The 25,173-nt window shown below is 61.3% G+C and carries 17 protein-coding genes; 11 read left to right on the top strand and 6 right to left on the bottom strand.

What is annotated here, in order from left to right; translation table 11 throughout:
• Positions 1–1,140 carry an aminotransferase class V-fold PLP-dependent enzyme gene (locus ACJO3T_RS05680; protein WP_406978027.1) on the bottom strand — a complete coding sequence of 380 codons (1,140 nt, stop codon included), beginning with the start codon at positions 1,138–1,140 and terminating at the stop codon, positions 1–3.
• A 223-nt stretch (positions 1,141–1,363) separates the two neighbouring features.
• Here ACJO3T_RS05680 and ACJO3T_RS05675 point away from each other — a divergent pair, with 223 nt between their 5' ends.
• The 10 genes from ACJO3T_RS05675 (at position 1,364) to ACJO3T_RS05630 (ending at position 12,636) form a co-directional block, all read left to right on the top strand.
• The gene (locus ACJO3T_RS05675; protein WP_406978026.1) at positions 1,364–2,968 is read left to right on the top strand and encodes an alkaline phosphatase family protein; all 1,605 of its coding nucleotides are present in this window, start codon (positions 1,364–1,366) and stop codon (positions 2,966–2,968) included.
• Positions 2,969–3,055: 87 nt separating this feature from the next.
• Positions 3,056–3,532, top strand: a complete 477-nt coding sequence (locus ACJO3T_RS05670) for a copper chaperone PCu(A)C (RefSeq protein WP_406978025.1) — start codon at positions 3,056–3,058, stop codon at positions 3,530–3,532.
• Between the two features lie 391 nt (positions 3,533–3,923).
• The gene (locus tag ACJO3T_RS05665; RefSeq protein ID WP_406978024.1) at positions 3,924–4,733 is read left to right on the top strand and encodes a polysaccharide biosynthesis/export family protein; all 810 of its coding nucleotides are present in this window, start codon (positions 3,924–3,926) and stop codon (positions 4,731–4,733) included.
• Between the two features lie 22 nt (positions 4,734–4,755).
• Entirely contained in the window at positions 4,756–6,120 is a 1,365-nt protein-coding gene (locus tag ACJO3T_RS05660) for a Wzz/FepE/Etk N-terminal domain-containing protein (RefSeq protein ID WP_406961948.1), read from the top strand.
• A complete protein-coding gene (locus ACJO3T_RS05655; RefSeq protein WP_406961949.1) occupies positions 6,117–6,998 on the top strand; it encodes a CpsD/CapB family tyrosine-protein kinase in 882 nt (293 codons plus the stop codon). Before ACJO3T_RS05660 ends, ACJO3T_RS05655 begins: the two co-directional genes overlap by 4 nt.
• Positions 6,999–7,128: 130 nt before the next feature.
• Positions 7,129–8,373, top strand: coding sequence for a polysaccharide biosynthesis protein GumE (locus ACJO3T_RS05650; RefSeq protein WP_406978023.1), 1,245 nt, complete (start codon positions 7,129–7,131; stop codon positions 8,371–8,373).
• On the top strand, positions 8,370–9,500 hold the full coding sequence (locus ACJO3T_RS05645) for a glycosyltransferase family 4 protein (RefSeq protein ID WP_406978022.1): 1,131 nt from the start codon (positions 8,370–8,372) through the stop codon (positions 9,498–9,500). The genes ACJO3T_RS05650 and ACJO3T_RS05645 overlap by 4 nt, the downstream gene beginning before the upstream one ends.
• Positions 9,497–10,621 carry a glycoside hydrolase family 5 protein gene (locus ACJO3T_RS05640; protein WP_406978021.1) on the top strand — a complete coding sequence of 375 codons (1,125 nt, stop codon included), beginning with the start codon at positions 9,497–9,499 and terminating at the stop codon, positions 10,619–10,621. The genes ACJO3T_RS05645 and ACJO3T_RS05640 overlap by 4 nt, the downstream gene beginning before the upstream one ends.
• Positions 10,622–10,645: 24 nt before the next feature.
• Complete coding sequence (locus ACJO3T_RS05635; protein WP_406978020.1) at positions 10,646–11,863, top strand: GumK N-terminal domain-containing glycosyltransferase; 1,218 nt, start codon at positions 10,646–10,648, stop codon at positions 11,861–11,863.
• Positions 11,860–12,636 (top strand): WecB/TagA/CpsF family glycosyltransferase, encoded by a 777-nt coding sequence (locus tag ACJO3T_RS05630; protein ID WP_406978019.1) that lies wholly within the window; start codon positions 11,860–11,862, stop codon positions 12,634–12,636. The genes ACJO3T_RS05635 and ACJO3T_RS05630 overlap by 4 nt, the downstream gene beginning before the upstream one ends.
• A 20-nt stretch (positions 12,637–12,656) precedes the next feature.
• Here the strand turns inward: ACJO3T_RS05630 and ACJO3T_RS05625 are convergent, their stop codons facing one another.
• Positions 12,657–13,778 carry a porin family protein gene (locus ACJO3T_RS05625; RefSeq protein ID WP_406978018.1) on the bottom strand — a complete coding sequence of 374 codons (1,122 nt, stop codon included), beginning with the start codon at positions 13,776–13,778 and terminating at the stop codon, positions 12,657–12,659.
• Positions 13,779–14,088: 310 nt separating this feature from the next.
• Complete coding sequence (locus ACJO3T_RS05620) at positions 14,089–15,543, bottom strand: undecaprenyl-phosphate glucose phosphotransferase (protein ID WP_406961963.1); 1,455 nt, start codon at positions 15,541–15,543, stop codon at positions 14,089–14,091.
• 920 nt (positions 15,544–16,463) lie between these two features.
• On the opposite strand from ACJO3T_RS05620, the gene ACJO3T_RS05615 reads away from it, so the two are divergent.
• Positions 16,464–18,533, top strand: coding sequence for a hypothetical protein (locus ACJO3T_RS05615; RefSeq protein ID WP_406961965.1), 2,070 nt, complete (start codon positions 16,464–16,466; stop codon positions 18,531–18,533).
• A 140-nt stretch (positions 18,534–18,673) separates the two neighbouring features.
• Here ACJO3T_RS05615 and ACJO3T_RS05610 read toward each other — a convergent pair whose 3' ends face one another.
• The 3 genes from ACJO3T_RS05610 to ACJO3T_RS05600 all read right to left on the bottom strand — a co-directional run bounded on the left by ACJO3T_RS05610 (position 18,674) and on the right by ACJO3T_RS05600 (position 25,045).
• On the bottom strand, positions 18,674–20,059 hold the full coding sequence (locus ACJO3T_RS05610; RefSeq protein WP_406961967.1) for a sodium-dependent transporter: 1,386 nt from the start codon (positions 20,057–20,059) through the stop codon (positions 18,674–18,676).
• 248 nt (positions 20,060–20,307) lie between these two features.
• Positions 20,308–21,489, bottom strand: coding sequence for an amino acid aminotransferase (locus ACJO3T_RS05605; RefSeq protein WP_406978017.1), 1,182 nt, complete (start codon positions 21,487–21,489; stop codon positions 20,308–20,310).
• On the bottom strand, positions 21,482–25,045 hold the full coding sequence (locus tag ACJO3T_RS05600; protein WP_406978016.1) for an indolepyruvate ferredoxin oxidoreductase family protein: 3,564 nt from the start codon (positions 25,043–25,045) through the stop codon (positions 21,482–21,484). The genes ACJO3T_RS05605 and ACJO3T_RS05600 overlap by 8 nt, the downstream gene beginning before the upstream one ends.
• Positions 25,046–25,173: the final 128 nt, after the last annotated feature.

The raw sequence follows: 25,173 nt of genomic DNA, 5'->3' as shown, positions 1-25,173 counted from the left end.
TCAGGCTTCCTGAGCCCGGATGGTGGCCAGGGCCTGGCGCAGGTTATCCACGGTCCGGTCCAGGTGGTTGAGCTTTTCCAGTCCGAACAGGCCGATGCGGAAACTGCGGAAGCTGTCCGGCTCGTCGCACATCAGGGGCACCCCGGCGGCGGTCTGCAGGCCCTGTTGCCGGAACAGGCTGGTGTTGTGGATATCGATATTGTCGGTGTGCAGCACCACCACGCCGGGGGCTTCGAACCCTTCCGCCGCGACACTGTTGAAGCCTGCCTCTGCGAACAGTTGCCGGACCCGGTTGCCCAGCGTCCACTGGCGCTCCTTCAGCACTTCCAGCCCGGCCCGTTCGGTTTCCATCATGGCATCCCTCAGGGTGGCCAGGGTGTCAGTGGGCATGGTGGCATGGTAGGCATGTCCACCGTCCTCATAGGCCCGCATGATGTTCAGCCATTTCTTCAGGTCGGCGGCGAAACTGCTGCTGGTGGTCTGTTCAATGCGCTCCAGGGCCTTCGGGCTCAAGGCAATCAGGGCCGCGCAGGGGGAGGCGCTCCAGCCTTTCTGCGGGGCGCTGATCAGCACATCCACGCCACAGGCCGACATGTCCACCCAGAGCGCGCCGGAGGCCACGCAGTCCAGTACGAACAGGCCACCCACCCGGGCCACGGCGTCACCGATGGCCGCCAGGTAGTCGTCCGGCAGCACCATGCCCGAGGCGGTTTCCACGTGGGGCGCGAACACCACCTCCGGCTTCTCCGACAGGATGGTGTCCACCACCTGGTCAATGGGAGGCGGGGCATAGGCAGCCTGGTGACTGTCGGCCACGGGTCGGGCCTTAAGGACGGTTTCCCGGGAGGGGATCTTGCCCATGTCAAAGATCTGGCTCCACCGGTAACTGAACCAACCGTTACGGATCACCAGGCAATGCCGGTCATGGGCAAACTGGCGTGCCACCGCTTCCATACCGAAGCTGCCGCCGCCCGGCACAACCACCGCGGCCTCGGCCCGGTAGGTTCGCTTGAGGGTGGCGGAGATGTCGCGCATCACCTGCTGGAACAGCGCCGACATGTGGTTCAGGGAACGGTCGTTGAAGACCACCGAGTACTCGAGCAACCCGTCCGGGTCGACCTGGGGAACCTGTCTGGACATGGGGATACCTGTAGGTTGTTTGACTCCTAATGATAACAATCATTTCATTTCCCATGGCCATGACGCAATCGGCAAATCCCGAGGTCTAACAGGATTTTCATGTGGAAAAGACATCCATGGACGCAGGCGACACAGTAAAGTCAGATAGCACACTCGCGAATGCGCGCGACGTGGAACGGACGTGAGTGGTCGTCAATGCTTTGTTTTCTCCGGTACCGATAGTATGGCGCGTCTGGCCTTTCTGACTTTCCTGCTGAATGCGTTCCTGGTGGCCCTGATGGTACCGGGCGATGCCAGCCTGCCCTGGATTGCCGCGGAAACCCTGGTGCTGGCGGGGTTGTTCCTGTGGTTGCCCGACCGGTGGCTGCGTCTCGGACTGGCCCGGGGTGTGGGCCTGCTCTACGGTGTGTCGGCCCTGTTCGTCATGCTGGACGGCCTGGTCAGGATGAGTCTCGGGCGCCCTCTGAACCTGTATCTCGATGTGTCTATTATCCGGGCCAGCGTGGATTTGCTGGTGTCCAACCTCGGCATACCGGGTACCGTCATGGTGTGCGCCCTGGGCCTGCTGCTGTGCCTGGCCCTGGCAGCGCTGGTGTCGCGCCTGCTGCTGGGTATCGGTGAGCTGGGGCCGCAGGTGGCCCGCCGTCCCCTGGCTCTGGGCCTGACCCTGGTGGTCATGGCGGGCCTGGTGGTTCCGGTACCGTTGGTGGGTGCCACAGCCATCAGGATCGGAGCCTCCCAGGCAGATCACGTAATGGATGCACGGCAGGCCAGTCGGCAATTCCGGGAGCAGTTGTCCCTGCGCCGGGATATGTCGGCAATGGATGGCGTGGCCCTGGAGGGACTGTCCGGCACCACGGTGGTGCTGGCGTTCGTGGAATCCTATGGTGTGTCCGCGCTGATGGATGATCGTTACCGGCCGACCGTGGCCGCCTCCCTGGAGCGGTTGGGGCAGGTGGCGGAAGAACGCGGATTCCATGTGGTGTCCGGCCGCCTGCGGTCACCGGTACAGGGCGGGCAGTCGTGGCTGGCCCACGGAACGCTGCTCAGCGGGCTGTGGATCGATAGCCAGCAGGACTACGATGCGCTGCTGGCCAGTGGCAGCGCCACCCTGATCGATGATTTCCGGCGCACCGGGCATGAATCCGTTGCCGTAATGCCCGCCATCACCCTGGCCTGGCCGGAGGGGCGGGCTCTGGGGTACGACCGTATACTGGATGCGGACAGCATGGGCTACCTGGGCCCCAACCTGAACTGGGTGACCATGCCGGACCAGTACACCTGGTCGAGGATGCACGATGTGGTCCTGGGGGACTCCGGTGGGCCGGTTTTCGCGGAGCTGTCGCTGATCAGCAGCCATGCACCCTGGGTGCCGGTATTGCCGGTACTGGAGGACTGGCAGTCCATCGGCCGGGGCGAGGTGTTCGAACCCTGGCGTCAGGCCGGGGAAGCGCCGGCCTCCCTCTGGCAGGACCCGGACCGGGTCAGGCAGCACTATGCCCGGGCGATCTCGTACAGTATCGACGTAGTTGCCGGTTACCTTGACAACCGCATGAACGACCGGACTCTGCTGGTCGTCATGGGCGACCATCAACCGGCGCCGCTGGTAACCGGTGAGGGGGCGAGCCGCGACGTTCCCGTGCACCTGATCAGTGCGGATCAGGGCCTGCTTGAGCCATTTGCTGGCACTGCCGGGCAGGAGGGTGGCCTGGTGGGGTTTCGGGGAGGCATTTGGCCTGATGTAGGGCAGGAGGGGCCGACCATGGACCGGTTCAGGCCGTTCCTGCACCGGCATTTCCGGGCACGCGGCAATTTATCGCACCCTTAAGGCTTGTTTTTGGCGGGTCCTGGAGGAAGACTGGGCACAGTAAACAACACTCTCTGAATACCCCCGATACTCATAAGGGACAACCTGATGTTGCCAAGAGCGCTGACTTTGACACTGGGGTTGCTGGCTATCCCCGCCGCCACCATGGCCCACGACTATAGCCACGGTGACCTCGTGATCGACCATCCCTGGTCCCGCCCAACACCTCCCGGAACACCGATGGGCGTAGGGTATATGACCATCCACAACCATGGAGAGGGCCCCGTTGTTCTGGTCGCCGGTGAAACGCCGGTCGCAGCGAATGTCTCCATCCATGAAACCGTCAGTCAGGACGGCCTGATGAAAATGCGCCCGCTGACCTCGGGGCTGACCATTCCAGCAGGAGAAACCGTCGCCCTGAAGCCGCACAGCTATCACTTGATGCTGGAGCAGCTCGAGGCGCCCCTGGAGCCCGGTGATAAAATCCCCCTGACCCTGACATTTGATGGGCTTGAGCCCATCGAGGTCTGGCTGCATGTGGACGATCAGGACGCGGAACCAGCAGTGGACCATTCAGACCATTGATCCCCGTGATGCCCCGGTTGTCGCCGGGGCCGTTCCTCCTGCCCCCCGAAAATCACAGTGTTTTTCCCGCCTTGTGTCCTCCCGGCAGGTTCCATGTGATGAAGATCTCATAACATGCCTGTCATGTTCTGTCGCTAAACTGGAAAGTGTCGATAATTCTGATAGTTACGATACCCTGAATTCCACCTATCCACGACCGCGACACGTTGATGATGCCGTGAAGAGGTGCGCATAATAGGTTGCGTAGGGGTTGCTTAAGGGCCCTTACAGAACGTGTTTCGAATGCTTACCCGGGCCTTGTTCCCAAAGGCCCAGCAATTGCATGGAACCGATCAGGTTTCGCCACCCGGCGTACCTGACATGCTGATGCTCCAACAAGGGATGGATTGGGATGATAAAGAGCATTACTTTCCGGAGATCGATTCTGGTACTGGCATTAATGCTGCTGACCACCATGTCGGCCAATGCGCAGGATGCCTATGAACTGGGGATCGGTGACCGGGTCAGCATTTCCGTATTTGGTCAGGATGACATGAGCACCACCACGGAAGTGGCGGCGGATGGCACTATCACCATGGCGTTGATTGGTCGCGTGAACGTTGAGGGCATGACCCCGCCATCGGTCAGCCGACTACTGGAATCGCGACTGGAGAACGAAGGCTACCTCCGCAATGCCAATGTCAATGTGGTGGTGGAAGAGTATCGCAGTAACACTGTATCGGTGCTGGGCCATGTCAACCAGCCGGGCAAGATCGCGCTCCGGGGGAACACCTCGTTGACGGAGATCCTGGCCCTGGCAGGTGGCATCAAGAGCGGCGGTGGTGAGCGGCTGGTGTTGATCCGGGAAGGCTCGGATGGCATCCAGATCCGCCAGGAGTATTTCCTTAACGAACTGCTGGACCGCAAGGCCGGCAGTCAGCCACCGGTGATGGTGCACAAGGGCGATACGCTGTTCGTGCCCAAGGCGGAGCAGTTCTATATTCATGGTCAGGTCCAGAAGCCCGGCACATACACCCTGGATCGCCCCCTGAACGTCATGCAGGCGCTGTCCGTCAGTGGCGGCTTCAACCCCCGCGCCAATACCAACGGTGTGGTTCTCTATCGCAAGCAATCCGACGGTACCGTCAAGACCCTGGATGTGGATCTGTCTGATCCGATCCGCGATGGTGATGTCCTGTTCGTCAAGGAAAGCCTGTTCTGAAACCGCTTCCAGGGAGAGAGGCATGAGCCTGAGCAGTCTGTTGCGAATCCTGTTGGCCCGATGGTGGATCACCGCCGCCCTGGTGGTGGTCTGCATCGCTGCCATGGCGGTGGTCACCATGTTCATGCCGCGCAAGTACACGGCGTCCACCGAACTGATCATGGAGGGCAATGTACAGGACCGGGTGACCGGCGAGTCGGTTTCCGCCCGATCCGGTTACATGTCCACGCAATCGGAAATCATCCGCAGCCGGCGGGTGGCGGAGCGTGTCTACGAATACCTGCCTGACGATATCCGCGCGCTGGTGGATGAGCGGGCCGCGGAGGTGCAGCCAGAGGGCAGAGTTGACCCGGCGGGGTGGTTGTCCGGTTATGTCCGCAGGAACGTGACGGTTGAACCCGGCAAGAACAGCAGCGTGATGGCGATCACCATGACGGCGGAGGACCCGGAGGTGGCGGCCGGGGCGCTGAACAGCCTGGCAGCCGCCTACATCGACACCAGCATTGAGCTGCGTACCGACCCGGCTCGCCGTTTCTCCGTGTGGTACCAGAACCAGATGGAACTGCTCCGCAATAACCTGCGGGAGGCCCGTGGCAAATTGTCCGGCTTCCAGCAGGAACATGGCATTGTCGGGCTGAATGAGCAGCTTGACCTGGAAACGGCCCGCCTGTCGGACCTGTCCTCCAGACTGGTGGAGGCCCAGGACCAGAGCACCCAGGACCTGTTGCGCCAGGGTGAGGGCAATGAAGCCTCGGCCATTCCCAACAATGCGGCCATCCAGAACCTGCGTTCGGAACTGGCCAGGGCCGAGGCGGAACTGGAAGACATGTCCACCCGCTACGGTGAGCGTCACCCGGAATACCGTCGCCAGCGCTCCGAAGTGCAGGCCCTGCGGGGAAGCCTGGCCAGGGAGCGGAGCATTGCCGCGGAAAGCCTGGAGTCCACCGCCGATGTTTCCCAGAGCCGGTTGAAGGAACTGCGGCAGTCATTTGATGACCAGAAAGCGCGTGTACTGGCTCTGAAGGCCAAACGTGACGAACTGGAACTGCTGCAGCAGGAAGTACAGATGGCCCAGGATGCCTATAACTCCGCCTCCGGTCGGGCCCAGGCCAACACCCTGGAGAGCCGGCTGGCGGAAACCAGCGTGACGGTGCTCAACGAGGCCATTCCACCCTCGTTGCCGACATCGCCGAACCTGAAACTGAACCTGGTGATTGCCACCGCGCTGGGCTTCATGCTCGGGGTGGCCCTGTCGCTGTTGCTGGAGCTTGGCAACCGCCGGGTGAGAAGCCGGTCGGATATCGAGGAAACCCTTGGTATCCCGGTACTGGCCTATTTACCTGACACCGCCGGCACCTATCGCCAAAGAGAGGCCCAGACGGTATGACTGAAGTCGCGCTTCCGCTGTTCCGGGATGGCTCGCACATTCCGAACCAGACTGACCTGATGGGCCGGCTGATGGTCCAGAAGGGGTTGATCCATGGTGACGACCTGGACCGCATCCTGGGCCTGCAGAAACAGAAGGGTATTCGCTTTGGCGAGGCCGCCCAATCCCTCGGCCTGGTAACGGCCGAAGACGTCAAGGCGGTACTCGCCGAACAGTTCGCCTATCCGGTGGTTGCCCGTCCCGCCAGTGAGGTCAGCCTCCACCCCCGGGTGATTGCGGCCTACCAGCCCACCCATCCCCGGGTGGAGGCGCTTCGCAGCCTGCGCAGCGAACTGATGCTGCGCTTCTTCAACCAGCCGGAGAACAAGGTGCTGGCGGTGGTCGGCGTGGATGGGGAGGCCGGTATCCGGGACCTGGCCACCAATCTGGCCGTAGTGATCGCCCAGACTGGCGCCCGTACCCTACTGATTGATGGCAACCTGAGGGATCCGTCGCTTCATGAGTGGTTCGGGCTGCCTAACTTGAGAGGGTTGTCCGACGCCCTGGCCGGTCGCTCATCGGCTATTCCCCGGCATTGCCCACCATTGGATTCCCTATGGCTCCTCAACGGCGGCACGGTGGCACCCAACCCCCAGGAACTGCTGGCGCACAAGCGCTACCAGACGCTGATGACTCAGCTCGGGGCCAAGTTCGATGCCGTGCTGATCAATACCCCCGCGCTGAATGGCAACCTTGATGCCCAGCTGGTGGCGGCCCGCTCCGGTGCCGCGTTGATGGTTGCCCGGGAGAATCACACCCCCCTGAAGGCACTGGATAAGGCCTCCCATCGGTTGAGGGAACTGGGGGTGGCCGTTACCGGGGTGGCACTTTCGCACTAGGGGGAGTCTCCCCAATGCTTCACGCCCGGAAGCCGTGTTGTAGCCGGGATCACTCATACGGGGCAGTGCAGGAACGCGTGCGCCCCAGGCAGGGAACGTCATGCCAGCAGAGTATCCGGCTCAACATGTGATGCTGAGGCCACTTGGCATGGCCATTGTGATCGGCGCCGTCTGCTATCAGGTGGTGTTGTGTCTGGTCAATACTCATGTATTCCCGGCGTCCCGGCCCCTGGTGGGGCTGGCGGAAGCCATGCTGATGCTGGCCTGCCTGCCGTTGCTGCTGCCCCGTTTGCTGCCGGGTGTGGTTATCCTGGCCTCGCTGACCGGGGCCATGCTGTGTCTCCTGGCCCTGTTCCGGGGAGGGTTGGACGTCAAGGGTTTCCGGGATGTGCTGATTCCGATCTGGTTCTTCTGGCTGGGCAGGAACCTGGGGGATGTCCGGCTGGCGGATCGGATACTGAAGATCACTGTCGCTGTGGTGCTGGTGGTGGGCTTTTACGAACTGTTTGCCCTGGATAGTTTCACGGAGACACTGGATATCTTCGGCTACTACGTCAACATCGGCAGCCTGCAGCCCATCACCGAATACGAGCGGGACAGTCGGTTGCAGATGAACGGCATCCGCCCCGAGGACATGGGGCGGACATTATTGCCATGGTTACTGGACAATCACCGCGTGTCGTCGGTTTTCCTGGAGCCCGTGTCCCTGGGTAACTTTGCCACCCTGGTGGCCGCCTGGGGGCTCAGCAAGGGCCGCGATGAACGCGCCCTGACGTGGCTCTTCCTGGGCGCTGGTGTCGTCATGATGGTGATGGCGGATTCCCGCTTTGCGCTGCTGTCAGTGAGCCTGCTGGTGTTCGTAAGGCTGGTTTTCCGGGGCTGGATGCTCTATCTGCCTGCCGCCATGCCTTTTCTCATTATGGCGGCGCTGGTGGCCCTGGGCTCGTTCAGTGACATCGGCTACAGCGACACCTTTGTCGGACGTCTGGTGGCCAGTGCCTGGGGGTTGATGAGTTTTGATGCCGCAATGTTGATGGGCGCGGATGGTAACGCCTGGTTCCCTGACCAGGGTTATGCCCACCTGCTGTCCAGTTTTGGCATTGTGCTGGTGCTGGGCTTCTGGCTGACCATCTGGATGATGCCGGTGCCGGACGAACGGGCCGCCCGTTTCAGGTGCTTCGCGGCCATCTATATCTCCCTGATCCTGACTGTCAGTGGTACGTCCCTGTTCGCCATGAAGACGTCCGCGCTGCTCTGGTTCCTGTTTGGTACTGTCCTGGCCGATCCCTTCCGTTTGCCCGTTCCCCGGCACCTGCGGGCCGGGTGGACCGGCTGGGGTGGCTTTACGGCTTATCGCAAGGAGGCAGACGCATGAGCCTGCACGTGGTGCACGTGATCCGGCAATACTACCCCTCGGTGGGCGGCATGGAGGATGTGGTGAGGAACATCGCCTCCAGCCAGCGTGCCACGGGTCGACAGACCGCATCAGTGGTTACCCTGAACCGCCTGTTCCGGAATTCCGGGGAACTGCTTGAACCCGCCGATATCGTGGATGGCGTGCCGGTAACGCGGCTGCCCTACCGGGGCTCCAGCCGCTATCCGTTGTGTCCGTCGGTTCTGCGGGAGATCAACCGGGCCGATGTGGTGCATGTCCATGGGGTGGACTTCTTCTTTGACTACCTGGCCGCCACCCGTCTGGTCCATCGGCGCCCCCTGCTGGTATCCACCCACGGTGGTTTTTTCCACACCGAGTTTGCCAGCCGGCTGAAGGAGATCTGGTTCCGCACCATTACCCGGGCCTCGTCCCGCGCCTACGACCGGGTTGTGGCGACCAGTGAGAACGACGGGAACCGGTTTCGTGACATTGTTCCCGACGGCCGGTTGGAGGTTATCGAGAACGGGGTGAATACCGACAAGTATGCGGGCCGGGGTCGCGAGGAAATCAACCGGACCCTGATCTACTTCGGTCGCTGGTCATCCAACAAGGGGCTCCTGGAGGCCCTGGACCTGATCCGGGTGCTCCGGGAGCAGGATGGTCGCTGGCATCTGATCATCGCTGGCCGGGAGTACGATTTCAGCCTGGAATCCCTCGACCGGGAAGTCCGCCGCCGGAATCTCGGGGATGGCGCGGTGACGCTCGAAGCCAGCCCCTCCGACCAGAGGCTGTCGGAACTGATGGGGCAGGCGTCCTATTTCCTGTGCCTGTCGCGGCACGAAGGGTTCGGCCTGGCCGCCATTGAGGCCATGAGCGCGGGGCTGACCCCTGTGCTCAGCGACATTCCGCCGTTCCGCAAGTTGAAGGAAGCCTCCGGTATTGGTCTCTGTGCCGATGCCTCGGCGCCGGAGGCACTGGCAGACCATGTGCAGCACCTGCATGAGCAGGGACAGGTCGCTTATCAGGAGCGCCGCGACGAAGCTATGGTCTTTGCCCGTCAGTACAGCTGGCCGCGTATTGCGGACCGGTACATTCAGCTCTACGACACTCTGGGAGGACCCCGATGATCCACCACCGCTTTTCCCCTGAAGCTGTTTCCAGGTCTGCCACCCGCTCCCTGATGCCCTGGGTGCTGGGGCTTATCACCGCCTTTGCCGGCATCTCGTCCGCCTCGGCGGTATGCCTTCAGGACGCGCCCCTGCGGGGCGTCAACCTGTCCGGTGCCGAGTTCAACAGCAGCAAGATTCCGGGGAGGATGTTCACCGACTACACCTATCCGTCCCCGTCGGACTTTCAGTACTTTGCCGACAAGGGGGCCAATATGATCCGTCTTCCGATCCGGTGGGAGCGGGTTCAGCGTGAACTTCAGGGGGAGCTGGACGGGGCGGAACTGAACCAGATACGCAAGGCGGTGGCCAATGCCCGCGACAATGGCCAGTGTCTGTTGATTGATCTCCACAACTATGCTGCTTACGAAGGCGATATCATCGGTGAAGACAGGGTGGCCACCGAGGACCTGGTGGATGTCTGGTCACGTCTGGCCACCGAACTGGATGACACCGATCATGTCGCTCTGGGGCTGATGAATGAGCCATACACCATGGATCTCCCCGACTGGGCGGTGGTGGCCCAGGACACGGTGACCGCCCTGCGCCAGCAGGATATCGACCACCTCATCATGGTATCCGGCGGTCGCTGGAGCGGTGTGCATGAATGGTTCAAGCAGAGCGCGGGCAGCAGCAACGCGGCGGAGTTCAAGGATTTCCAGGACCCCCTGGATCGTAGCGTGCTGGAGGTTCACCAGTACCTGAACCAGGGATATTCCGGCACCAGGGATGATTGCCTGCCCCCGGAGCATTTCGACAGCATGTTCAGGAATATTTCCCAATGGGCGGACGAGAACGATCAGCAACTGTTCATGGGCGAATTCGGCTCACCGGCCCGTGAGGAGTGCCTGGCGTCCCTGGAGCGGCTCCTGGAGCTGACCAACAACCCTGTGATCTGGCGGGGCTGGGCCTACTGGGCGGCCGGTGCCTGGTGGGGGGATTATTTCCTGACCGTGCACCCTAAAAATGGTCAGGACAGGCCCCAGATGGCCACCCTGGAAGACTACTTCCAGGACTGGTCCTGCGCCGATGTGAGCAGTGACCAGTGCCCCGAACCCCCTGAAAACCTGGCGACAGACTGACACAACAGGAAGGACACCCAAGTCATGGAATCCGTGATACGCAAACCGGTCCAGCGTACGGGCGATACCCCCAGCCAACCCGACCGCAGGAAATCCCCGGGACAGTCCCGGCCAGGCCGTATTGGTGCCGGGCTGCGGTATCTGGTGCTTTCAGCCCACGACTATCGCTCTCCCAGGAAAGCGAACATCCACTTCATTACCCGGGAACTGGCCAGGCGTGGTGAGACCCGCTTCTTCTCCCTGCGTTACAGCCTGTTGTCCCGACGCACGGGGGATCCGAGGTTGTCCCTGGACCGGGAGGCCAACCGGGTGGGAACCCTTGACGGTGTCGAATGCTATCTCTGGAAGACGCCGATCCACCCGTTCAACACCCGTCGTCCGGATCTGCGCAAGCTTGAGGAGCTGATGTTCCGGGGCTATGTGGCGCTGGCCAGCCGGGTGCTTAAACGCTGGCTGTCGGAAGCGGATGTGGTGGTCTTCGAGAGCGGGGTGTCGCCGGTGTTCTTTGACCTGGCCAAACGCCTCAATCCCCGGGCCAGGACCATCTACATCGCGTCGGACGATCTGGATACCATCGAGGTGGCGGACTACGTGAAGGAGGCGTTCCGCCGGGCGGCGCCAAAGATGGATACCATCCGGATACCATCCCGGGCGCTGGCGGAGCATATACCGTCCAAGGACAACCTGGCCCTGGTGCCCCATGGTATCGACCACCAGTTGGCCGGTGACGAGGCGCCGTCCCCCTACCGGGACGCGCTTAATGCCGTGTCGGTGGGATCCATGCTGTTTGATACCGGCTTTTTTGCCGAGGCGTCCCACCGTTTCCCCAATGTGCACTTCCATATTATCGGGTGTGGCCAGCCCCACCACCCGTCCTATGGTCCCAATGTCACGGTGTATGACGAGATGCCCCATGAAGACACCGTGCGCTATATCCGTCATGCCGACATCGGTATTGCGCCGTACCGCTCGGAGGCGGTTCCCGCCTACCTTGCGGACACCTCGATGAAGCTGATCCAGTATGATTTCTTCGGGGTACCGGCGGTGTGCCCCCATGCCGTGGTGGGGAGCTACACCAGCCGTTTTGGTTACAAACCCGGCGACGGCGTCTCGGTGGAACAGGCCATCAACCAGGCCCTCAAGGCACCCCGGGGGGCGTCCCGCCAGCACCTGACCTGGTCGGAGGTGACGGACCGGATCCTGGCACCTGCAGAATTCGATGACACCCGGATATCGCCATGACTGCCTACGAGAAGCCAGGTTTGTTCCCCCTGTTGCCACTGGCGGGTTACCCGGTTGCGGCACTGACCACGGACCAGCTCAAGGCTCAGCTGATCCGGGACCTGGATCAGGGCCGGCGGCGGATGTTGTTCTTCGTGAACACCAACTTCGTCAATCAGTGCACAGCCCTGAAGGCCGCCTTGACTTCCCCCGAGGTGATCCTGGTGAACGACGGGGTCGGGATGGACCTTGCCAGCATACTGATCCACCGGCGGCGCTATCCGGACAACCTGAATGGAACGGATTTTGTGCCGGCGCTGCTGGACGCCCTGGTTGAACGCCGCCGGGAAGGTGGTGAGGGTGGGGAAGCGCCCCGGGTATTCCTGCTGGGCGCGAAACCGGGGGTTGCCCGTCAGGCCGCACAGGTACTGGAAGCCCGCGGTGTGGCTGTTGTCGGTGCGCTGGATGGTTACCAGGAGTCGGCGGACAACGATCGCGTGTTGGCGGAGATGAATGCCGGGGGAGCCGATATCGTACTGGTGGCGACCGGCAATCCGCGCCAGGAAACCTGGATACTTGAAAATGCCCCCCGGCTGGAGGCCCGGCTGTTCATTGGCGTGGGGGCACTGCTGGACTTCCTGGCCGGGGACAAGCCCCGGGCACCGGAAACCATTCGTCGCATGCGGCTGGAGTGGCTTTACCGGCTTAGCCTGGAACCCCGCAGGCTGGCCCGCCGCTATACGGTGGATATCGGTCGTTTTCTGGTTCGCTGTATCAGGGAACACCGGACCTAGCCTGGCGTCCCTCCATTAATTCAGAGCGTGAGATCCAGCCCGACCTTGACGATGGTGGCATCGAACTCCCGGTCATCCACGGGTGAGCTGCGGTCGACCCAGGTACTGCGGAAGTAGAATTCCAGGGCATCGGTCATCTGGTAACGGGCAATCAACGGGTTCAGCACCTGAACCCGTTCAGACCGTGCCTCGCGACGTGAGTTTGCCTCGAAGTCATTGTTTGCCCAGGAGTAGCCGGTGCTCAGCAGGATCTTGGGGGTGGCCTGCCATTCAGCGTCCAGGTAGATGCGTTCAATCTCGGACGGGCTGTTTGAGCGTTCACCGATGGGCGGCTCGGTGTACTGGATGCCGGTGGTCAGTTTGGTCTTGTAGGTGGGCTTCCAGCGCCCTTCCACCAGTGCATAGCCCCCGGAGCCGTCGTTGGCTTCACCGTCCCGCTCGAAGACCCCCAGGCGCCCCTCAAGTTGGGTCTTGGGGCTGACGATCCAGTTGGTCTCGAATTCCACGGTGGTGTAGTCGTAGTCAAGGTCGTCGCCCTGGGGAATGTCACCCGGGCGAGCGCGGTCCTGGTTGGGGTATTCCCGTTGACCGCCGATCAGGTTGAGGCCAGCGCTGGAATTCCGGTCACTGGTATACAGCACGCCGATGGAGGCCTGCTCGTCGATATAGTCCAGGGCCGTCTGGCTGTCGTTGGAGTGCTCCTGCTCGGACCGACGGGCCCTGAGAGGAATATTCCAGTGGGGGCCCAGGGAATACACGACCCCGCCGCTGATCACCTCGTCGGTAAGGATATCCTTGCCCTCGAATTCGGCGCGATCCACCAGGTTTTCGCTGTAGTTCCAGGACAGGTAGGGTTTCAGCTTGCTGCCGATAGTGCCCTGCCACCCGACACCGCCGGACCAGGTAGTGGTGTCCAGTTCGTCCCGTTCACCGAACTCGTCCCGGGTCACGGCGGCCCTGGCGTTGAAGTGCTGCCGGCTGAGGGTCTGGTTCAGGCGGATGCCGGCAGTTCCCGTGGTGATGTGCTCCGGGTCATTGTCCGGTACGCGGTCATAGTTGCTGTCGCGGGTATGGCCGAGATCGGCATTGAACTGGAATCTGTCCGGTCGTTCGGCGTCCTGTGCCATTGCCGGTGCGGCCATTGCCGCCAGACCTGCCACCAGAATCGTGAGGCAAGGTGCGGTTACCGTCGGGAGAGCAGGGAAGGGGATTGGCATATTCATCCGTGTACCCATGGGAAAGTCCTTTACCTGGCGAAATATCGGTCCGCTGGATGTCTGTCGCCGGACGTGGGGCTGTGCCAGGATACTGATTTCGCTCGAATCAAGTTACCCCATCCGTGTATCGAAGAAAAGCGTCCGCCACGTGTCCGGGATTACGGTTTGCCACCATCCGGTTAAGAAAGTGTCATGGGAGGTGAGCGCGGTTCAGGTCGACCGGGCGGATGTCCCTTCAATAGGCCTGCTGGCCCACGAAACCCCGGAAGGCGGTCCACCAAAGGATCTTGATATCGAGCCACAGTGACCAGTTACGGATGTACTCGAGGTCATAGGCAATCCTGCCCACCATTTTGTCCATGGTCTCGGTTTCACCCCGGAATCCGTTGACCTGGGCCAGCCCGGTAATGCCGGGTTTCACCTTGTGGCGAAGCATATAGCCCTGGATATGGCTGCGGTAGAACTCATTGTGTGCCACCGCATGGGGACGGGGGCCGATCAGTGACATGCTGCCACCGAGCACGTTAAAGAGCTGGGGCAACTCGTCCAGGGAGGTACGCCTCAGCATGGCACCGAAGGGTGTGATGCGGGGGTCGCCCCGTTTGGCCTGGGGAACATCGGGACCATCTTCACAGACTTTCATGGACCGGAATTTCCAGACCTTGATCTTCTCCCCCCGGACACCGTATCGGGTCTGCTTGAAGAACACCGGTCCCCGGGAATCAAGCTTGACGCCGATGGCGATGGCCAGCATGGGAATGGCGACGATGGCCAGGATCGCCAGGCTGGCAGCCAGGTCGAAAAGGCGCTTGGTCCAGGCCTGATCCGCCAGTGGTGAATCGTAGATACTGACCGCCGGAATGCCCTGGATGCCGGTCAGACGGGAATGCAGCAGGTCAAAGCTGAACACGTCCGGTATGAGGTAGGCGGATACTGTGGTATCGGCCAGGTCGTGCACCAGTTCACGGACACGGCGTTCCGCGGCCATGGGCAGGGTAATGAACACCATATCGAGTTCCCCGTTCCGGGCCGCCTGCTTGAGTTGCTCCAGGTTGCCGGAAACCTGGATCTGGTCATTGTCCAGGCGTCGGCTGCGGTCTTCGGTCAGCAACCGGTCATCGTAGTAGCCGGCAATCTGATAGCCCATCCAGGGCAGGTTCCGGATGGCGGTGGTGACCCGCTGGCCGAGCGATGTAGCACCGACAATGCCCACCCGTCGCTGGGCGGACTGTCGGCGGAAACGTGTCAGCACCAGCCGGCGCAGCCAGTGGCAGGCGATGATGGTGACGGGGGTGAGGGCAAGCCACAGGGCCACGGCGCGAATGTTGATACTGGCCATCAACTCCATGGCCACGGCGAAGGTGCCCAAAACCACGGCGGTACCTGCCCAGGCCAGGATGAGTCGGTGGGCGAGTGCCGGGGTGGAGAAGCCCTGCCAGAGGTGGTACACCTCATTGCTCTCCGCGAAGAACACGAAGGCGATGATGGCCAGTACACCCAGCCAGGTATAGGTATGGCTCCAGGTGGTATCCCAGAACTGGAGCACGCCCCAAAGCACGAAGATAACCAGCAGGCTGTCGAACGCACGAAAGAACGCCAGGATATTGGAGCGGTGCAGGCGAATAGAGGCTGTGGTCCCGGAAGCTGGCGGAAGCACAGTCGCCTTTTGCTCCTTTTGTTGACTGCCCATAAATCCCTCCATGAATATCCCTGGGTCACCAAACAGAACAAGGACGCATATGCCCTGCATTAAACGGGCCATAAAAGTCGGGGGAAACTGTCTTGGTGTGTTCTTAGGATTCTAAAAGAAAAAACGGGGCGAAAGACATGTCACGAGGATAGATATAAAAATAAAAGATAATTCTGTTTGCACCGGAATAAGGCAGTTATTTCAACGGTGCACAGCCATGCGGCACCTTCTTTTGTATGGTGTTTGGTGTTTGTTAAATTAATTTAAATTTCTGTTTTTAATGGATTTTAATGGAATGTTAATGGTGATTAATTAATTGTTTAACATTTATGCTTTCAGGGTTTTTGGTTTGCATTTCTATTTATTCAGGTTCCGAGTTTCTTTTTTGTTAAAACTGCATATATAAATGTCATGTATATTAAGTGGATTGATAGTCTGGCAGTATTTGAGAGCTTTACTGTGACTCGAAATTCATTTCGACGTATCGCTGTTTCTGTCGGGAGAGAAGGGCAGCCGTGGCTCGATGCCTGGGATGGGGAACCTGGGGCCCGTCTTCGTATCCCGCTGTTTCACCGTGTTTAAATTTGTAACCTGACGCCGGAATAAGCATATTTATGCTGGCTATTCTGTGATGTGTTGATACCTTTATGGTTAATTTCAGGAAATGTATACCAATTCTCCACGGGCAGAATGTCATGAGTAGTCAAAACCCTTCTGATAGCAACAACAACGATAAGACGGCGCCCGCTGAGGACGTGCCGACCAGTGTGGCCTCCGATGCCAGGGTGGTCAGCAAGCCAGGCGCCTCCAGATCCCGCAGCAAGGGCGCCGGCGGCAACACCCGGGTAGCCAGCCCGACACGGAAGCCTACTCGCCCTTCGGCCGGCAAAAAGTCGTCCACGGAACTCCAGGAACCATACATGTATTTCACAGAGAGGGATCTCGACCAGATCCTGGCCAATCTGGATCACCTGAGGGATTCGGTTTTCCCCCGGGTGTTTTCCGATAGCCAGAAAGAGGAAGGCAAACAGCAGTTCTTTCCGTCAGTCTGCCTGATCGGGCTGGGGCGTTGTGGTTCCAATATCGCTCTGGATGTGGCCGAGCTGGTGCATAGTGCCCGTTCCTACTACCTGCAGGAACTGGACAATGACGAACGTCGTAGCCGGGAGAAGGAAATCGGTCCCTTGCGGTGGATCCGCCAGAGCCTGAACCTGCCTCCGGCCAACAGCGTCAAGCCAGTGTTCCTGATTGAGCCTATGGTGATGCTGGGGGACCTGGACAAGGACATTGAGGGCCGTATCCGTTTCTCCCGGCGGGCCGACGAGAGCACGTTCCTGGAGGACTACAACAAGATGAAGATCATGGACCTGTCGGAGGTCCATGCCGGTGGTGCCGGTAATGCGCCGATCCTGGGGCAGTATCTGGCGCGGATCATCCTGAACAAGGATACCGACCATTTCTCCAATGAGGACTGGAAGTTCATCCATTCCTACCTGATCGATTCCTGTGGCATCAAGGCGAACCAGTCACGGCTGTATTTCTACATCTTCAGTGCCGGTGGCGGTACCGGTTCCGGCATGGCGTCGGAGTTCGGGCTGGCGCAGCAGTATTCCTACATGCGCAAGACCTTCGACCCGAAGCTGGAAGACCGGGAGATGGAGAACCGCGACCATTCCTTCGTGTTCGAGCCCATCTTCACCAGTGGCATCTGTATCCTGCCCAATATCCAGGACAACCGGGTGGAGATGTCGGAAGCGTTGCACATCAACGCCGGTCGCCTGCTGTGCAAGTACCTGGCGGAGGAGTGGGACTTTTCCTACAACTTCGACGTGGACCAGACGCGCGATGCCGACATGATGCACCGCATCCGGCCCTGGAACGCCATGATGCTGATTTCCAATGACATCATGCGTTATGCCGAACAGCAGGACGAGGGCAAGATCCGCGATGTGGACGTCAACGCCATGGAGAAGTATGCCAACCAGTACATCTCCCAGCAGATCTTCAACATCCTCACCGCACAGGCGGTGACCACCGACTACGACGAGGATTACTTCCGTCGTGCCGGTGTGGACATTGGCGAGACCATCCGACTGGATGCCAACGACCTGTTCATGAGTCTGGCCGGCCCGGTGGCGGTGGCCTACGCGGAATCGGTGGTGCCCACGGATGCCCATGCCACGGAATTCCGCAGCATTAACGAGGACTCGCGGCTGGATATCGATGACCTGTTCTACCGCTCCATCGACCTGCCACACTTCAATAAGGTCACGGAGGCGATCGAGGGCGTGAGCCTGCTGCCCATCGAGGCAGGCCGGTACCGCCAGGCGCTTAAGCAGTACAAGGAGTCCGGTTACGACGCCAGCCATCTCAAGGATCTGCACTTCTTCAAGAACTGCTCGTCCATCGTGTCCATCGTGTCGTTGCCGAAGGACTACAAGCTGTCCTACATGGACCTGAACCGCCTCAAGACACACCTGAATGCGCTGTTCCCCAACACCACGCTGAAACGCTACGCGCTGGTGATCGGAGCCTCCGCCAACCTGTCCCTGACCACCCTGGTGGTGAAGAGCCCCTGCCTGAGCGACGACTTCCTGACCCTGATTGTCGCCTACATCAAGCGCTGCTTCGCCAATGACAGCGCTCGTTACGACGACAGTCTGGATGAGGCCATGCTGGACTTTATCCGGTCGCCGGAGTTGGATGAGGAGCTGGTGGACAGCATGCTCAATGAGTTTGAGAATCCGGCCAAGATCCTGGATACCAACTGGTATGCCATCAAACCCATGTACGAGAAGAAGTACCGGGAGATGTGCCACGACCAGAACAATTTCGTGTCTATCAACGACATCCGGCTTAGCCGGGACAACGTCAAGAAGGCCATCAAGTACCTGCGGGAGATCTACCGTCACCGCATCAGCAAGACGCGGATGATCAGTCTTAATGATGGAAATGGCGGTGAAGGCTTCACTCTGTCTGGAGATGAGTGATGCCCGGGACCCGGTAACAGGCTGGTAAAAAAAGGCCGGGATTCCGCCGCAAACCTGGAATCGGCGGGCCCCGACCGGAAAGTCCAAGCGTCGTAGGTATAAAGGTCGGCCCTTTCCCCCTGGGAAAGGGCCTTTTTACGTCACCCGATAAGGTTATACAGGAACACCACGGCGATGCCCGCCGGGGTCAGGTACTTCAGCACGACCATGAAGGCCTTGTAGGCACTGCCCTGCAGGCCGATATCCTCCGCCAGTCCTTCCCGTTTCATGGCCCAGCCGGCGAACAGTGCAATGGCCAGCCCGCCCAGGGGCATCATCAGATTGGAGACCAGGAAGTCCAGCAGGTCGAATACGGTCTTGCCCTCGAAGAAGGCGATAAAGCCCAGCGGATGGACGCCTTCCCACACGTTGAAGGACAACACGGTCCCGATGCCGATAAACCAGATGGCCAGCCCGCCGCCGAGGGCGCTCCTGGCCCGGCTGATGCCTTTGTGTTCTTCCAGCCATTCCACCACCGGTTCCAGCATGGAGATGGCGGAGGTGATGGCCGCCACCAGCAGCAGGGCGAAGAAGACGGTGCCGAAGAGTGCCCCACCGCTCATCTGGCCGAAGGCCAGGGGCAGGGTGACGAAGATCAGTCCCGGGCCGGCGCCGGGTTCCAGGCCGTTGGCGAAGACCAGCGGGAAGATGGCCAGGCCAGCCAGCAGGGCGACGCTGGTGTCCAGCACGGCGATGGTCATGGCGGTGCGGGCGATGTTGACGTTCTTTGGCAGGTAGGAGCCGTAGGCCATGAGTACGCCGATACCGATGCTCAGGGTGAAGGCAGCGTGGCCCAGGGCGGTGAGCACACCGGCGGTGGTGAGCCGGCTGAAGTCCGGCGAGAACATGAAACTGACGCCCTGGCCGAAACTGCCGCTGTTCATGGCGTAGAAGACCATGACAATCAACAGGATGAACAGCAGCGGCATGAGGGTGTTGACGGCTTTTTCCAGGCCGGAGCGGATGCCTCGGCCGACGATGAAGATGACGACGGCCATGAAGATGGCGTGCCACAGCAGCAGTTCCCAGGGGTTGGCGAGCAGGGCGCCGAACTGGCCGCCGATGGCTTCGGCGTCGGCACCGGTGAAGAGGCCGGCGGCGGCCTTGCCGATGTAGACCAGGGCCCAGCCGCCAATGACGGCGTAGAAGGAGAGCACCAGGAAGGAGGCGATGACCCCGTTCCAGCCGATGGCGCGCCAGCCCCTGGCGGTGCCTTCGGTTTCGGTGAGGGTGCGCATGGTGGCGACGGGGCTCTGGCCGCCGCGACGGCCGATCATGGTTTCGGCGATGAGTACGGGTACACCGATAAGGAAGATGCATGCCAGGTAGATGAGTACGAAGGCGCCACCGCCGTTTTCGCCAGTGATGTAGGGGAATTTCCAGATGTTGCCCAGGCCGACGGCGGAGCCGGCGGCGGCCAGGATGAAGGCGAGTCTGGAGGACCAGAGGTTGTTGGCCTGCTGGTGTGGTTGGGTCGTTTGGGTCATTGGGTTCTCCGCTTACTTGTTTTTGTCGGAATTTGTTGTCGGGCTCTCGTTTTGTAGGTCTTCTTGTCCGTGCTGGCAGCGGGACCAGGATGCTTTTCCAGGACACGCCGTGAATCCATCCATGGAGGCTCTTCGAAAACGTCCCTGTTTTCGAAGGTCCTGGAAAAGCATCCCGGACCCACTGCTTCAGACCTTGGAGCTGCCCGCTAAGGTTCTCTCGAATTTTTTAGGGATACTGTCAGAAGGATTTACAAAACACTCCTGATGGCTTCCGCGACTCGCGGCAGCACCTTGTCGTTCAGCCCCGCCACATTCACCCGGCTGGAATCCAGCATGTAGATGCCGTGGTCTTCCCGCAGTGTCTGCACCTGGTCCGGGCTGATGCTGAGGAACGAGAACATGCCCCGCTGCCGCGCGATGAAGCTGAAGTCGCCGGCCGGGGCCAGGGCTTCGGCAAAGGCGTGGCGCAGGTGGAGGATGCGATCGCACATGCCGTTCAGTTCGTTCTGCCACTGCAGGCGCAGGTCACTGTCTCCCAGTATGGTTTCCACGATCGCGGCGCCGTGGGCCGGGGGCATGGAGTAGTGGGAGCGGATGACGCTCAGCAGTTGGCTGGTGGCGGCCTGGTTGATGCTCGCGGTTGCCGAGATCAGCATCAGGGCACCGGTTCGTTCCCGGTAGAGGCCGAAGTTCTTGGAGCAGGAGGCGGCCACCAGCATTTCCGGTACCTGACTGGCCAGGTGGCGGAGGCCGGCGGCGTCTTGCTCCAGACCATCGCCCAGGCCCTGGTAGGCCATGTCCACGAAGGGCAGCAGACCCTTGCGTTGGATCAGGTCGGTCACGCTCTTCCACTGCTCGAGACTCAGATCGGCCCCGGAGGGGTTGTGGCAGCAACCGTGGAGCAGTACCACGTCGCCGGCCTGTGCCCCTTCCAGGCTTTCCAGCATGGCGGCGAAGTCTACCTGTAATGTGTCGCGATTCAGGTAGGGATATTCGCGGATGGCGAGTCCGGCGCCGCCCAGCAGGGGCAGGTGGTTGGCCCAGGTGGGGGTGCTGACCCAGACGGTGGTGTCGGGCTTGCACAGGCGCAGGAATTCCGCCGCCATGCGCAGGGCGCCGCAGCCGCCGGGGGTCTGGACCACGGAGGTGCGCTGGTCACGGATAAGGTTGTTGTCTGCGCTCAGGATCAGATTTGTCATTGCGTCGTTGTAGCCGGCGGAGCCCGCCGGGCCGACGTAGCTCTTGGTGGTTTCACCGTCCAGCATCCGCCGTTCTGCTTCGTGGACGGCGGCCATGATGGGGGTGTTGCCGGCGTCGTCCTTGTAGACGCCGATGCCCAGGTCCACCTTGTGCGGGCGCGGGTCGTCCCGGAAGGTCTGCATCAGTTGCAGGATCGGGTCCTGGGGCAGGGGCTTGAGCGCTTCAAACATGGTCTGCCTCCTTTTCATCAGTCTGGTCATCGGCCTGATGAGTGCGGATCAGGGTGGGGCGACCGGTGTCCAGGGCCTTGTAGAGTTGTGCCTGCTTTTCGCCGATGGCTTCTGCCGCCTGTTCCCGCACCGGGCCATAGCCCCGCACGTCTGCCGGCAGTTCCGCCAGTTGCAGGAAGGTGTCGTAGTTGCTGGCGTTCAGTTCTTTTATGATTCGCTCTACCAGCCCCTGATAGTCCCGCAGCAGGGTCCGGTCCAGCTTGCGGTCGGCGGAGTAGCGGAACGGGTCGATGGCGGTGCCCCGCAGTCCCCGGAATTTCGCCAGCAATCGGAACGCCCGGAACATCCAGGGGCCGAACTTGCGTTTCTTCGGGCGGCCCTGGGCGTCGGTACCCTTGTTCATGATCGGCGGGGCCAGGTGGAAGTGAACCTGGAAGTCGCCTTCGAAGGTGTCGTTCACTTCCTTCATGAAGTCGGTTTCCGCAAACAGGCGGGCCACTTCGTATTCGTCCTTGTAGGCCATGAAGCGGTAGAGCTGCTGGGCCACGGCCCGGGTCAGCAGGCCGTTGGTGTGGCCCAGGCTTTCCTCGGCCTTACGCACATTGGCGACGCTGGCCCGGTACTGGTCCGCCCAGCGGCGGTTCTGGTAATCCACCAGGTGGTGGTAGCGGGTGTCGATGAGCTGGTCCAGGGTGGGTTCCGGCTTTACTTCAACGGCCTCAACCTGATTGTCTTCCAGCAGGTTGGTGATGGCCGGCAGGTCGACGGCGGCCAGGCGGCCCCAGCCGAAGGCTTCCCTGTTACGTTCGACGGCTACACCGTTGAGCTCGATGGCTTTCATCAGCGCGGCTTCGGACAGGGGCAGCAGGCCTTTCTGCCAGGCGAAGCCGAGCATCATGACGTTGGAGAACACGGTGTCGCCCATCAGCCTGTCAGCGATGCCGTTGGCGTCCAGGCGGGCGAAGTGGTCGTCGCCGACGGCGTTGCGGAGGATATCCAGGCGTTTGTCCGCCTGCATGTCCGCGTCCCGGTAGAGCACGTAGTCGGCGGTGGGCAGTTCCGCCTCGTTGGCCACCACGCGGGTGTGGTCGGGCCGCAGTACGCTCAGGGCTTTCTGGGAACTGGCCACCACCAGGTCACAGGCGATGACGGCGTCGGCCTGGCCGTTGCTGGTACGGACCTGGTGCAGCCGGTCCGGGGAAGGCGCCATGCGCACGTAGCTGAGCACGGTGCCGCCTTTCTGGGCGAAGCCCATAAAGTCCAGTACCGACGCACCTTTCGACTCCAGGTGGGCCGCCATGGTGATGAGCTGGCCCACGGTGACCACGCCGGTGCCGCCAACACCACCCACCAGCAGGTCGTAGGAGCCGGCCATGGCGGGAAGTTCCGGGGCAGGCACGTCGGCCAGCTTGCGGGTCAGTACCGAGCCGGTGTCCATGCCCCGGCTCTTGCGTAGCTGGCCGCCCTCGATGGTCACGAAGCTGGGGCAGAAGCCGTTGACGCAGGAGTAGTCCTTGTTGCAGGACGACTGGTCAATCCTGCGCTTGCGGCCCAGTTCCGTCTTGCGGGGCACCACTGACAGGCAGTTGGACTGGACCGAGCAGTCACCGCAGCCTTCGCACACATGGTGGTTGATAAAGGCCCGTTTGGCGGGATCCGGGAACTGCTTGCGCTTACGGCGACGGCGCTTCTCGGCGGCGCAGGTCTGGTCGTAGATCAGTACGGTACAGCCGGGGATATCCCGCAGTTCCCGCTGGACCTGGTCCAGTTCACTGCGGTCATGGAAGGTGACGTCCTTCGGGAAGCGGTCCTTGTGACCGTCGTACTTCTCCGGTTCATCACTGAGTACCACCACCCGTTTGACACCCTCGGAGGCCACCTGCTGGGCGATGGCGTCAACGGTAATCTGGCCGTCCACCGGCTGGCCGCCGGTCATCGCCACGGCGTCGTTGAACAGGATCTTGTAGGTAATGTTGATGCCGGCAGCCACCGCCTGCCGTATGGCCATGGAGCCGGAGTGGAAATAGGTGCCTTCCCCCAGGTTCTGGAACACATGGGGGTTGCCGGTGTAGCGGCTCTTGCCGATCCAGTTGACGCCTTCACCGCCCATCTGGATCAGGGATTCGGTGTTACGGCCCATCCACGAGGCCATGAAGTGGCAGCCGATGCCGGCCAGGGCCTTGCTGCCTTCCGGTACCTTGGTGGAGGTGTTATGGGGACAGCCGGAGCAGAAATAGGGCAGGCGTTTGACTCCGCCGGGGTCCTGGGCGGTGGTCATGGTGTTGATGGCCATCAGCCGCTCGTTGAAGTCGATGTCGAAGAACCGGCCCAGGCGGGCGGCCAGGAAACCGGCCACCAGCTTGGGGCTGAGCTCTCCCACGTAGGGGATCAGTGGCTGGCCCAGTTCGTCCTGTTTGCCGGTGATCAGCACCTCGCCAGGGCGGTCCGGCTCGGACATATACTCCTTGATCTGGCTCTCGATGATGCCGCGCTTTTCCTCGATCACCAGCACTTCCTGCTTGCCGTGGACGAAGTCCAGCACGCCCTTGCGCTCCAGGGGCCAGACCATACCGATCTTGTAGATGTCCAGGCCCATGTCCCGGGCCTTGTCTTCATCGATACCCAGCAGATCCAGGGCTTCCAGCAGGTCCAGGTGGCCCTTGCCGGTGGTGACGATGCCGAAGCGGGCGTCGCGGTTGTTATACAGGCAGCGGTCGATGGGGTTGGCCCGGGCGAAGGCCTGCACGGCGGCCAGTTTGTGTTCAATGCGGGTTTCCAGTTGCGGCCCGGGCAGGTCCGGCCAGCGGTAATGGAGGCCGTCCGCCGGTGGCGTGAAGTCGTCCGGAGTCACGAACTCGGGCAGCGGTGGCAGTTCCACCGAGGCGGCGCTTTCCACCGTTTCGGAAATCGCCTTGAAGCCCACCCAGCAGCCGCTGAAACGGGACAGGGCATAGCCCCAGAGGCCGAATTCCAGGTACTCGGCGATGTTGGCCGGGTTGATGGTGGGCATGAAGAAACTCATGAACGCCACATCGGACTGGTGAGGCATGGAGGAGGACACACAGCCGTGGTCATCCCCGGCCACCACCAGCACGCCGCCGTGGGGCGAGCTGCCATAGGTGGTGCCGTGCTTGAGGGCATCACCGGCCCGGTCTACGCCGGGGCCCTTGCCGTACCAGAGGCCGAATACGCCATCCACCTGGCGATCGTCGTCGGTTTCCACCTGCTGGGTGCCCAGCATGATGGTGGCCGCCAGGTCCTCGTTGATGGCGGGAACGAAGTCGATCCGATTCTGTTCCAGCAGGTCACCCGCCTGCCACAGGGCCTGGTCATAGGCCCCCAGGGGCGAGCCCCGGTAGCCGCTGACCATGCCGGCGGTGTTAAGGCCCTGCCTGCGGTCCAGGGCGGCCTGCATCAGCGGAATGCGAACCAGGGCCTGGGTGCCGGTGAGGAATACGCGACCGGACTCCCGCAGGTAGCGGTCCTCCAGCTTGTAGTCGTCCAGTTGTGGAGTATCCGGATGAAGGATATCGGGTTGACGGGTATCGGTGGACATGGCGCCCTCCTTTTGTTGATTTTATGAACAAAAGTCTAAAGGGGGACGCGCTAAATGTGTTTGCTTTTTGAACATCGCTGACGGGTATTTGCGAAATAAAACGCAGTGATCAACAATAAAAACGAAAG

The organism is Marinobacter shunpengi, assembly GCF_045449715.1.
Classification (GTDB): domain Bacteria; phylum Pseudomonadota; class Gammaproteobacteria; order Pseudomonadales; family Oleiphilaceae; genus Marinobacter.
The sequence above is the reverse complement of the archived record's forward strand: the minus strand, read 5'-3'. Positions and strand labels throughout refer to the sequence as shown.